Raw genomic sequence first — 12,159 nt, forward strand, 5'->3', positions numbered from 1 at the left:
TGTGCGACAATCTTCCGCTCACGTTAAGCATGGTCGAGCAGCCGATACCATGGAGCATGACACGGTTCGCGCCCTGCATTGGACCGGCGAGGCGCTGGTGCTCTTGGACCAGCGCTGCTTGCCTCACCAGATCCGATACATCGAGTGCAGCGGGGCCGCGGCTGTGGCGCAGGCCATCAAAGCGATGGTGGTCCGTGGTGCGCCGGCAATCGGAATCGCGGCCGCCTACGGGGCGGCGATGGCGGTTCGTGAATTTACCGATCCGCTGAAACGCGAAGCCGAGCTGCGGCATCTGGCAGAGGCCCGACCCACTGCGGTCAATCTGCTTTGGGCTCTGCAGCGTATGCGCGCTAAGCTGTTAGATGGAGCGGATGCTGAGGCCATGACGGCCGAGGCGTGCCGCATTCACGAAGAGGATGTGCGCGCGAACCATCGGATGGGGGAGGTGGGCGCGGACTTCTTCATCGCCAAGGGGGCAGTATTGACTCACTGCAATACCGGTTCGTTGGCGACGGGGGGCTATGGGACCGCCCTTGGCGTAATCCGCGCGGCTTATGCGGCAGGACAGGTGTCATGCGTGTACTCTGATGAGACACGACCCTGGTTGCAGGGGGCACGGCTGACCGCCTGGGAGCTGCAGCAAGACGGCATTCCGGTGCAGGTGATCGTTGATGCCGCCGCCGCGGCGCTCTTACGCCTCGATCATGTGCGCTGGGTTGTGGTCGGTGCCGACCGAGTCGCTGCCAACGGCGACGTGGCCAACAAGATCGGCACCTACGGTCTGGCATTGGCTGCCAGAGCCCATGGAGTCGGCTTCATGGTGGTTGCGCCCAGTTCCACACTGGATTTTGCTACCGCCGATGGCAATGCGATACGGATCGAGCAAAGAGACCCCGGCGAAGTGCTGACTCTGGGCGGCCAACCGCTCGCTGCGGCGGGCGTGGGCGCTTGGAATCCGGTTTTCGATATTACGCCGGCCAACCTCGTCGATGTGCTGGTTACCGAGCGGGGTGCCGTGAAACGGCCGAACCGAGAGCGCATGGCCGTGTTATGCGCTTGAACGTCGTGGGGCGTTGTGCAACCGGTCAGAAAACGCTGCGTTAGTTAGGGCAGGCAACCGCGCGAGCGGGGGGAGTAAAACAGATGCCGAATGTGCTGAGCTTTTTGACCTTGGCGTCCATGGCGGCGACCGGAGGAAGCGCTGGAGAGGACAAACCACGCGTGCAAATAGTTACCTCGCTCGGCGAGTTCACCATTGAGCTGTACCCGGACAAAGCGCCCATCAGCGTGGAGAACTTCTTGCGCTACGTGGACGAGGAGTTTTATCACAACACGACTTTCCACCGCATCATTCGGGACTTTATCGTGCAGGGTGGCGGCTACAATACCGACAAGACGCGTAAGGAGACCCACGAGCCGATACGCAACGAAGCCGATAACGGTTTGAAGAATGTGCGTGGCGCGGTGGGGATGGCCCGGGTCAAAGATCCCGACAGCGCGGCCTCGCAATTCTTTATCAACGTTGCGGACAATCATTCCCTGGATCATAGCGAGAACGACTTCGGCTACGCTGTGTTCGGCCACGTGGTCGAGGGCATGGCGGTGGTGGATCGGATCTCGGGCGTGCCGACGGTCAAGCACGGTCCCCATCGCGATCAGCCGCGCTTGACCGTTGTGCTCAAACGCGCCGTGCGCGTGTGACATCCCTCCTTCGGGTGCCGGGTGCGCCCTCCCGGAACAATATGTTAATATTGCCGACCTTCCTTTGGCGCGCCTCGGTCAATAACGGGGCGCCGTCTCTTGCATATGCCATCAGAGGCACCTTGATCGCCTAATGTCCAGTGTCGCCAAGGAGATTCTTCCGGTAAATCTTGAAGACGAGATGCGCCGTTCGTATCTCGATTACGCCATGAGCGTAATAGTGGGCCGTGCGTTGCCGGACGTGCGCGATGGGCTCAAACCGGTGCATCGCCGTGTGCTCCATGCGATGCGCGAGCTGGGCAATGATTGGAACCGGGCCTACAAGAAATCGGCGCGTGTCGTGGGCGATGTGATCGGTAAGTACCACCCGCACGGGGATGCGGCGGTCTACGATACGATCGTGCGCATGGCGCAAGTCTTCGCGATGCGCTACCCGCTCATCGACGGTCAGGGCAACTTTGGTTCAGTGGACGGCGATGCCGCGGCTGCCATGCGCTATACGGAAGTCCGCATGGCGCGAATCGCTCATGAACTTCTGGCCGACCTCGACAAGGAAACGGTCGATTTCGTCGACAATTACGATGGCTCCGAGCGAGAGCCGACCGTGCTGCCGGCTCGCGTCCCCAATTTCCTGGTCAATGGGGGCTCGGGAATCGCCGTGGGCATGGCAACCAACGTGCCGCCTCACAACCTTGGCGAGGTGATCGACGCCTGTACCGCGCTTATCGACGATGACAGCCTTACCGTCGATGATCTGATGACCTATATCCCAGGACCGGATCTCCCTACCCGGGCCATTATCAACGGCGTTTCGGGGATCCGCGAGGCGTATCGGACCGGGCGCGGGCGGATGGTCATCCGGGCGCGCTGTGAATTCGAGGAAGACACGCGCAGCGGGAAGGTCAGCCTGATCGTCACCGAGTTGCCTTATCAGGTGAACAAGGCGCGGCTGCTCGAGAAGATCGCCGATTTGGTCAAGGAAAAGCGCATCGACGGTATTACCGAGCTGCGCGACGAATCGGACAAGGACGGTATACGGATGGTCATCGAGCTGCGCCGCGGCGAAGTTCCCGAGGTCGTGCTCAACAACCTCTATCAGCACACGCAGCTGGAATCCGTTGTCGGGATCAACATGGTCGCCTTGGCCAAAGGCCAGCCCAAGCTGCATAGCCTGCGGGATGTGCTGGATGCGTTTCTGCGCCACCGCCGCGAGGTGGTTACCCGGCGGACCGTCTATGAGCTGCGCAAGGCGCGTGAGCGATTGCACGTATTGGAGGGGCTGGCGGTTGCGCTCGCCAATATCGACGAGGTGATCGCGCTGATCAAAGGCTCGAGCGGGCCGGCGCAGGCCAAGGAAGCATTGACCGCACGGTCCTGGCCGCCGGGCAGCGGGGTAAGCGAGATGCTCCAGCGTGCGGGCGCCGAAGCCTCCAAACCCGAGGGGCTGGATCCTCAATTGGGTTTGGTCGGTGCGGTCTACTATCTCAGCGAGGCGCAAGCTCAGGCCATCCTCGATTTACGGCTGCAACGCCTGACCGGCCTTGAACAGAACAAGATTCTCGACGAGTACCGCGAGTTGCTGGAATCCATAGGCGAGCTTCTGGAGATCCTAGGCAGCGGGGACAGGCTGATGGAGGTCATTCGCGAGGAGTTGCGCGCGGTCAAGGAGCAGTATGGCGATCCGCGCCGCACCGAGATCACGGTAAACCGGGTCGACCTCACGCTGGAGGATTTGATCCAGCCGGAAGACGTGGTTGTTACGCTGTCTCACGGGGGCTACGCCAAATCGCAGCCGCTGGACAGCTATCAGGCTCAGCATCGCGGTGGCAAGGGTAAGGCGGCAACGAAGATGAAGGACGAGGACTTCATCGATCAGCTCTTTCTCGCCAATACCCATGATACGCTGCTTTGTTTCTCGAGCCGCGGAAAATGTTATTGGCTGCGGGTCTACGAGCTCCCGCACGGCAGCCGCGGCTCACGAGGCAAGCCAATCGTCAATCTGCTGCCGCTGGACCCCACGGAGCGGATCAGCGCCGTGGTATCGATCAAGGAGTTCGATGATCAGCACTTCGTGTTCATGGCCACGCGCAAGGGAACCGTGAAGAAAACTCCGCTTTCGGATTTTTCGCGCCCGCGTTCCTCAGGGATTATTGCTGTCAACTTGCAGGAAGACGACTGGCTGGTCAACGTCGCCATTACCGATGGCGAGCGAGAGATCATGTTGTTGACCGATGCCGGCAAGGCCATTCGATTCAGGGAAGATGCCGTCAGAGCGATGGGGCGTACCGCCGGAGGGGTACGAGGCATTCAGCTTGGGGCCGACCATTCGGTGATACAGCTGCTCATTCTGGGCGAGGGCCATATTCTTACCGTTACCGGCAACGGTTACGGGAAACGCACGCCGGTCGTGGAGTATCCGCGGCGCAGCCGCGGCGGTATGGGGGTGATCTCAATTCAGACCTCCGAGCGCAACGGCCAGGTCGTCGGCGCGGCTCAGGTTGCCGAGGAGGACGAAGTCATGCTGATCACCAACGCTGGTACTTTAGTGCGTATTCCGGTGGGGGAGATCTCGGTCGTCGGCCGCAATACGCAGGGTGTGAAGCTGATTGCATTGGCCGATGAGGAGCAACTCGCCGGGGTGGCTCGGATCGAGCTGCTCAACGGCAACGGGGAAGAGGATGGCCCTTGAGCCCCACTTGCTGGATGGTATTGGGAAAATGCAGGAAGCCTTGTTGAACAGGACCTGGGAGCGGAGCAGTCATGTCGCGAGCCTATAATTTCAGCGCGGGCCCGGCCGTTTTGCCGGAGGCAGTGTTACGCCAGGCTCAGGAAGAGATGCTGGAGTGGCACGGGTGCGGCGTGTCCGTAATGGAGATGAGCCATCGTGGCAAGGAGTTCAAGGCCATTGCAACGCAGGCCGAGCAGGACCTTCGGGATCTGCTGCAGGTGCCGCAGGACTATCGTATCCTGTTTCTGCAAGGCGGCGCGACGGGCCAGTTTGCTGCAGTTCCCATGAATCTGCTCGCCGGTCATTCCTGCGCCGATTATGTCGACACGGGCAGTTGGTCGAAAAAAGCGATTGCCGAGGCCAAGCAATACGGCGCGGTCAACGTCGTGGCGACAGGGGGGGCGGAGGATCCCATGCGCATCCCGCCTCAGGACGGTTGGGCCCTCGATCCGAAGGCGGCCTACCTGCACTATACGCCGAACGAGACGATTAGCGGCGTAGAGTTCCATTGGGTGCCGGAGGTCGAGGGGAAACCGCTGGTGGCCGACATGTCCTCCACGTTGTTGTCGCGGCCGATCGATGTTAGCCGGTTCGGTGTCATCTATGCCGGGGCGCAGAAAAATATCGGCCCCGCCGGGCTGACGGTGGTTATCGTGCGCGAGGATCTCACCGGCAGGGCAATGTCAGCCACCCCGGCGATCTGGGATTATCGCCAGCAGGGCGAGGCCGATTCCATGCTGAACACTCCACCCACCTATGCGTGGTATATCGCCGGCTTGGTGTTCCAATGGCTCAAACGCCAGGGCGGGCTGGAGGCGATGGCGCAGCTCAACCGCCGCAAGGCCGAAAAGCTTTATGCGACGATCGACGGTAGTGACTTTTATCGCAACCCCGTGCATCCAAGCTGTCGGTCATGGATGAACGTGCCCTTCATCATGGCGGAGCCGTCGCTGGACGAGCGTTTTTTGAGGGATGCCGAGGCCGCCGGGCTGTTCGCGCTGAAGGGGCACCGGAGCGTCGGGGGAATGCGCGCCAGTCTCTACAATGCCATGCCCGAGGCGGGTGTGGACGCCTTGATCGAATTCATGCGTGAGTTCGAAAAACGCCACGGCTGATGCGCACCGTGGTGCATGACGCCCATTCGATCGGGAACCTGCCGTTGCTGAAATAAGGTTGTGCCAATGTACAAAATTTTAACCCTGAACAACCTCTCGGTTAAGGGGTTGGAGCGTCTTCCCCGCGATCGTTATGAGATCTCATCCGAGATCCAGCATCCGGATGCCATTTTGCTTCGCTCGGCAAGCATGCACGGCATGGAGGTCCCAGGAACGCTAAAGGCGGTCGGTCGAGCGGGTGCGGGGGTGAACAATATCCCGCTCGCTGAGATGAGCGAGCGCGGCATCGCGGTATTCAATGCGCCCGGCGCGAATGCCAACGCCGTCAAGGAACTCGTCGTTGCGGCGATGTTCCTGGCCGCGCGGGATATTTGCCAAGCCTGGGAGTTTGCCCGCTACCTGAGCGGCAGCGATCGGGAGATCAGTAACCTGACGGAGGCCGGCAAAAAACGCTTCGTGGGTTTCGAACTGCCCGGCCGCACCCTGGGGGTCATCGGCCTCGGTGCCGTTGGTGTGCTGGTGGCCAACACCGCGCGTGCGCTGGGCATGAACGTCGTGGGCTACGATCCGCAGATTACGGTGCGCAGCGCTTGGCGACTTGCCTCGGATGTCCAACCGGTCTATAGCATCGATGAGTTGGTGGCGGAAGCCGATATGATCACCTTCCACGTTCCCGAGAACGAGGGGACGCGCGGCATGGTGGATGCGGAGCGTTTGCGCTTGATGCGCGAGGGCGTGGTGCTGCTGAATTTCGCCCGTTCGGGGATCATTGACGAACCTGCCGTGGTGGAGGCCTTGAACGTCGGTAAGGTGCATGCGTATATCTGTGATTTCCCAACCAACACGCTCAAGGATCACCCACGCTGCATCACGTTGCCGCACATCGGCGCCTCGACTCACGAGGCGCAGGATAACTGCGCGGTCATGGTCGCTGACGGTGTTCGTGAGTACTTGGAAGCGGGCAACGTGCGTAATTCCGTCAATTTCCCGGAGATTATCCTGCCGCGTACCGGAGAAGGTGATCGCTTGACCGTGGTCAATGCCAATGTCCCCAATATGCTGGGTCAGATCTCGACGGCGGTTGCGGAGGCCAGTCTGAACATCGACGATATGTACAACAAAGCCAAGGGCAATTTGGCCTACACGGTGGCCGACGTGGAGGGAAAGATCACGGCCAATGTGGTCGACCGGATCCGCGCCATCGAGGGGGTCCTTGCCGTGCGCGTTATCGAGTAGTGGGAGGATGAACTCGTCCTGAGCGGGCGCGGGTGCTATGAGTGAAGCGGCTAGGCTGGAGAGCGTGCGGGCGCGGATCGACGCGATCGACGACGAGATCCTGCGTTTGATCAACGAGCGGGCCGATGCAGCCCGCGAGGTCGCGCGTATCAAGCGCGAGAGCGGCGAAGACGGCGATCTCTACCGCCCCGCGCGCGAGGTTGAGGTCCTCAACCGTATCAGCGCTGCCAACCCTGGGCCACTGGCCACGGAGGAGGTGAGCCGCCTGTTTCGGGAATTGATGTCCGCCTGCCTGGCATTGCAACAGCCCGTGCAAGTGGCTTTTCTGGGACCGGCTGGCACCTTCACGCAGGAGGCCGCGCTCAAGCACTTCGGTCAGGGGATGCGCTCGCTCGCCTTGGAGAGCGTCGATGCCGTATTTCGCGAGGTGGAGTCGGGGAACGCCGATTATGGCGTCGTACCCGTCGAAAATTCCACGGAAGGCGTCGTAACCCATACCCTGGATTGCTTTATGGTCTCACCGCTGCAGATCGTCGGTGAACTGGAGCTGCCGATTCGACACTGTCTCGCCGCCAAGGTCGATGAGCTGAAGGCCATTCAGCAAGTTTACTCGCATCCGCAGGGATTGGCTCAATGCCGGGTATGGCTCGACAACAACCTGCCGGGCGTGCAGCGTCTGCCCGTGAGCAGCACAGCCGAGGCGGCGCGTCTGGCGGGGGAGACCCCGCATGCGGCGGCCGTCGCCGGCTATGCAGCGATGCAGCACTACGGGCTGACGGTGCTGTATTCGAATATCCAGGACGGTGCCGCCAATACGACGCGCTTCCTCGTTCTGGGCAATCATTCGCCGCCTCCGACCGGCGAAGACAAAACCTCCATAGTGGTCTCCCGCGCCGATAAGCCCGGTGGCCTCGCAACGCTGCTGGCACCATTGGCTCGCTACGGGCTCAATATGAGCCGCATCGAGTCACGTCCCTCGCGGCAGGGGATGTGGCAGTACGTTTTTTTTATTGACATCCTCGGCCATGCGGAAGACCCGATCCTGCGTCGCGCTCTGAATGAGATGCAGCAGCTGGCAAGCCTGCTCAAGATTCTCGGCTCGTATCCGCGGGCAGCGAGCTGAATCCAACGGCGAGCGGGGCTACACGGAGTAGCGTTGATGGCGGCGTCCGACGGCACGTTCGATTTCTGCGAATTGGCGGTTCCGGGAGTACAAGGCTTGCAGCCATACCAGCCCGGCAAGCCCATCAGTGAGTTGGCTCGCGAGTATGATCTCGATGAATCCGAGATCATCAAACTGGCCTCCAACGAGAATCCACTCGGACCCAGCCCAAAGGCCATCGCGGCCGTGCGGGAGCAAGCGCAGGAAGTCCACCGTTATCCGGATGGCAATGCGCACAGCTTGCGTGGCGCGCTCTCAGAGCGCCATGGGATTGCTCCTGAGCGCATTCTGCTCGGCAACGGATCAAACGACCTGCTCGACCTGGTTGCTCGCACTTTTCTAGGGGCCGGGCGAGAAGCGGTATACGGGCAGTATGCCTTTGCCATCTATCCAATCGTCACGCTCAGCGCCGGTGCGAGGGGCGTCGTGGCGCCTGCGAGTCGGCTGGAACACGGGCAGCCGTACGGGCATGATCTAAGGGCGATGGCCACTCGCATTACCGGGCAAACCCGGGTCGTTTTCATAGCTAATCCCAACAACCCGACCGGAACGTGGCTCTTGGAGGAGGAACTGGAAACTTTTCTGGAGACGGTGCCGGGGGACGTAGTCGTCGTTGTCGACGAGGCGTATGTGGAATATGCCGCCGGCGTCGCCGGCTATCGGGAAGTCAGCGGGTGGCTCGATCGGTTTCCTAACCTGCTCGTTACCCGGACCTTCTCCAAGGCCCATGGATTGGCCGGTTTGCGGGTTGGTTACGCGCTTTGCAGCGCCGTAATCGCCGAGCTTCTCAATCGGGTGCGTCATCCGTTCAACGTCAACAGTCTCGCCCAGGCGGCAGCGACCGCCGCGTTGGCGGACCCGGCCCATGTCAAACGAGCAGTCGAGCTCAATGCCCGCGAACGCAGCCGGCTTGCCGAGGCTCTTCACCGGCTTGGGCTGCGCGTGCTGCCCTCGGCCGCCAACTTCCTGTGTGTCGAGATCGGCAGCCAAGCGGACGCGGCTAACGAGGCCCTGCTGCGAGCGGGGATCATCACTCGCCCCCTTGCAGGCTATGCGCTGCCGCATTTCCTGCGCGTGAGTCTCGGCACGGTCGAGGAAAACGATCGTCTTGTGGCCGCGCTAGACCAACTCCACGGCCGGGGTTTGCTCGAGGTGACCGCATGATCCACGTCGAGCGCCTATGCGTGATCGGCGTAGGCTTAATTGGTGGCTCGCTGGCGTTGGCCCTGCGCCGTGCCGGGATCGTGGATGAGATCGTGGGCTGCGGGCGGGATCGCAACAAGCTGCAGCGGGCCGTGGAACTGGGTGTCGTGGATTATTACCATACCGATCCGGCATTGGCTGTCGCAGGGGCGGGGGCGGTCGTCATTAGCGTGCCTTTAGGCAACGTCCGCGCCGTGCTCACGGCCATCCGCGGTACGCTGGATCCGGAGGCGATCCTTACGGACGTGGGAAGCGCGAAGCGTTGCGTCATCGAAGACGTCAAAGCGACATTCGACGGCATACCCGCGGGATTCGTGCCCGCACATCCCGTGGCCGGGACCGAGAAAAGCGGCGTCGAGGCGGCATTCGCCGATTTGTTCCAACGGCGGCGCACCATCCTGACGCCGCTGGCTCAAACCGACCCGCAGGCGGTTCGTAGCGTAACGACATTGTGGGAGTCCGTCGGCGCCGAGGTCATTTGCATGAATGCCGATCATCACGACCGCATGCTCGCGGCGACCTCGCATCTGCCTCATTTGCTCGCCTTCGGTCTGGTCGACACTCTGGCGCGCTGGGGCGGTGATGAAGATCTTTTCCAATATGCCGCTGGGGGCTTTCGTGATTTCACCCGTATCGCCTCGAGTGATCCGATCATGTGGCGCGATATTTGTCTAGGCAACCGCAAAGCCCTGCTGGAGGCGCTGGAGCATTACCGCGAGGATCTTGCCGTGCTGACGGAGCTGGTACGGCGTGTGGATGCCCAGGAGCTGGAGCGGGTATTCCGCAGCGCCAAGGAGGTACGGGATCGATATCTGCCGCTGCTTGAGCGTTGACGGGCAAACCGAATACGTGCGGTTACGATCCGGCGGCGCACGGTCCGTTCTACCGATGGAAGCCGGGCAGCCGTCGCGCCACGGGCCAAGCGCAAGGGGAGTGTCTTGACTGAGCCGAACGAAGAGCATCTGCAATTCCGTATCAGTCCGGGCGGGCGCCTGACGGGTCGTTTGCGCGTGCCGGGGGACAAGTCGATTTCACATCGTGCGGTGATGTTGGCGGCCTTGGCGGAAGGCACAACGGAAATCCGTGGCTTCCTGGAAGGCGAGGATGCGCTGGCGACGCTCGCTGCCTTTCAAGCGCTGGGTGTTCCGACTAGCGGGCCGCGAAACGGCCGACTAGCGATCGAGGGCCGCGGGCTGCGAGGGCTGGAAGCGCCTTCAGCGCCTATTTATGTGGGTAATTCAGGCACGTCGATGCGTCTGCTTTGCGGGTTACTCGCTGGCCAGCGTTTTGATTCGCTCCTCACTGGCGATGCCTCGTTGAGCCGACGGCCGATGCGGCGTGTAACGGAGCCGTTGACGCAAATGGGCGCCGCGGTCGAGGCTAGTGATACCGGTGGCGCGCCGTTGCGCATTAGTGGCGGTCGGGCGTTGCGGGGCATCCGTTATGAAATGCCTATCGCCAGTGCTCAAGTAAAGTCCTGCCTGCTGTTGGCTGGCCTTTACGCCGAGGGTGAGACGTGTGTCATCGAGCCGGCTCCGAGTCGCGATCATACCGAACGCATGCTGACAGCGTTCGGTTATGAAATTCGGCGGCGTGGCGGTGGCGTTTGCGTAAGCGGACAGGGGCGGTTGCAGGCCGTGCCCTCGTTGGTCGTTCCAGCAGACATTTCCTCGGCCGCGTTTTTCCTCGTCGGCGCAAGCATTGCTCCGGGGTCCGATTTGCTCCTCACGGAGGTGGGTCTCAATCCGACGCGAACCGGAGTGATCGCGATATTACGGCGGATGGGCGCCAATATCGAAGTGCTCAACAAGCGCATGGCGGCGGGCGAGCCAGTGGCGGATTTGCGCGTTCGGCACGCCGCGTTGCGTGGTTCGCACATTACACCCGAGATGGTGCCAGGGGCCATTGACGAATTTCCCGCGATCTTCGTGGCGGCCGCGTGCGCTGAAGGGGAAACTCTACTCCAGGGTGCCGAGGAACTGCGTGTCAAGGAGACCGATCGAATCGCCGGTATGGCCGCGGGGCTGCAAACGTTGGGTATTCGTGCCGAAGCGCGCGCCGATGGCATGCGAATCATTGGCGGCAGGCCCGGCGGTGGGCGCATTCACGCCCGCGGCGATCATCGGATTGCCATGGCCTTTGCCATGGCGGCGCTGCGGGCAGAGGCCGAGATTGTCATCGACGACTGTCGTAATGTTGCTACCTCGTTTCCGGGTTTCGCGGAGCTTGCCGCCGGTGCCGGGCTTGGAATTCGAGCAGAAGGTTGCCAATGAAGCGCGCTGAGGTGCCGGTCTTGACCCTGGACGGCCCCAGCGGGTCGGGTAAAGGTACGGTCGCCCGCCTTGTCAGCGCTCGCTTGCGTTGGCATTTGCTGGACAGCGGCGCCATCTATCGGGTCCTCGCCCTGAGCGCCGAGCGCAGTGGTGTGGCGCTCGGCGATGTCCCCGCGCTCAGCCGTATCGCCCGTCATATGGCCGTTACGTTTGAGCTTGACGAGCGCGGCACGCCAAAAGTAATGCTTGATTGCGAAGATGTCAGCAAGCCAATCCGCAGTGAAGCGTGTGGCAAACGAGCTTCCGAACTGGCGGCCTTGCCGGCAGTACGAGACGCTTTATTGCAATGCCAACGCGAGTTTCGCCAACCACCCGGCCTGGTCGCGGACGGCCGGGATATGGCCACCGTGGTTTTCCCCGACGCATTCGTGAAAATTTATCTCACTGCCAGCGTGGAAGAGCGCGCCCGTAGGCGTTATAAGCAGTTGATGGAACAGGGCATTAGTGATAATCTCAAAGCCCTTCTGGAAGACCTCAAGGCGCGTGATGAGCGGGATTACACGCGTTCGGCCTCGCCGCTGGTTCCTGCATCCGATGCGATTGTTGTGGATACCACGGGGATGTCGGTGGAGGCGGTAGTAGATACGATATTGAGCCAGTTGCGGCGTCGAAATGGTTTTGCGCCCTGACGACGCTTTCCTTCTGGAGACTCTTGACAAGGCGGAACGGGTCGGCTTCACC

10 protein-coding genes are annotated in these 12,159 nt (G+C 61.6%); all 10 read left to right on the plus strand.

The window, feature by feature from the left end:
- Positions 1–49 precede the first annotated feature (49 nt).
- The 10 genes from mtnA to cmk all read left to right on the plus strand — a co-directional run bounded on the left by mtnA (position 50) and on the right by cmk (position 12,107).
- On the plus strand, positions 50–1,060 hold the full coding sequence (gene mtnA / locus AC52Q4_RS08450) for an S-methyl-5-thioribose-1-phosphate isomerase (protein WP_495536348.1): 1,011 nt from the start codon (positions 50–52) through the stop codon (positions 1,058–1,060).
- Between the two features lie 83 nt (positions 1,061–1,143).
- Complete coding sequence (locus tag AC52Q4_RS08455; protein ID WP_495536349.1) at positions 1,144–1,701, plus strand: peptidylprolyl isomerase; 558 nt, start codon at positions 1,144–1,146, stop codon at positions 1,699–1,701.
- Positions 1,702–1,834: 133 nt separating this feature from the next.
- On the plus strand, positions 1,835–4,390 hold the full coding sequence (gene gyrA, locus AC52Q4_RS08460) for a DNA gyrase subunit A (RefSeq protein ID WP_495536350.1): 2,556 nt from the start codon (positions 1,835–1,837) through the stop codon (positions 4,388–4,390).
- 71 nt (positions 4,391–4,461) lie between these two features.
- Entirely contained in the window at positions 4,462–5,544 is a 1,083-nt protein-coding gene (gene serC, locus AC52Q4_RS08465) for a 3-phosphoserine/phosphohydroxythreonine transaminase (RefSeq protein WP_495536351.1), read from the plus strand.
- Positions 5,545–5,610: 66 nt separating this feature from the next.
- Positions 5,611–6,780 carry a phosphoglycerate dehydrogenase gene (locus AC52Q4_RS08470; RefSeq protein WP_495536352.1) on the plus strand — a complete coding sequence of 390 codons (1,170 nt, stop codon included), beginning with the start codon at positions 5,611–5,613 and terminating at the stop codon, positions 6,778–6,780.
- A gap of 37 nt (positions 6,781–6,817) precedes the next feature.
- On the plus strand, positions 6,818–7,903 hold the full coding sequence (gene pheA / locus AC52Q4_RS08475; RefSeq protein ID WP_495536353.1) for a prephenate dehydratase: 1,086 nt from the start codon (positions 6,818–6,820) through the stop codon (positions 7,901–7,903).
- A gap of 36 nt (positions 7,904–7,939) precedes the next feature.
- Entirely contained in the window at positions 7,940–9,106 is a 1,167-nt protein-coding gene (gene hisC / locus AC52Q4_RS08480) for a histidinol-phosphate transaminase (protein WP_495536354.1), read from the plus strand.
- Positions 9,103–9,978 (plus strand): prephenate dehydrogenase, encoded by an 876-nt coding sequence (locus AC52Q4_RS08485; RefSeq protein ID WP_495536355.1) that lies wholly within the window; start codon positions 9,103–9,105, stop codon positions 9,976–9,978. The genes hisC and AC52Q4_RS08485 overlap by 4 nt, the downstream gene beginning before the upstream one ends.
- 105 nt (positions 9,979–10,083) lie before the next feature.
- The gene (gene aroA, locus AC52Q4_RS08490; RefSeq protein ID WP_495536356.1) at positions 10,084–11,418 is read left to right on the plus strand and encodes a 3-phosphoshikimate 1-carboxyvinyltransferase; all 1,335 of its coding nucleotides are present in this window, start codon (positions 10,084–10,086) and stop codon (positions 11,416–11,418) included.
- Positions 11,415–12,107 (plus strand): (d)CMP kinase, encoded by a 693-nt coding sequence (cmk, locus tag AC52Q4_RS08495; RefSeq protein WP_495536357.1) that lies wholly within the window; start codon positions 11,415–11,417, stop codon positions 12,105–12,107. Before aroA ends, cmk begins: the two co-directional genes overlap by 4 nt.
- The last annotated feature ends 52 nt before the right edge of the window (positions 12,108–12,159 follow it).

The organism is Nitrococcus sp., assembly GCF_059432795.1.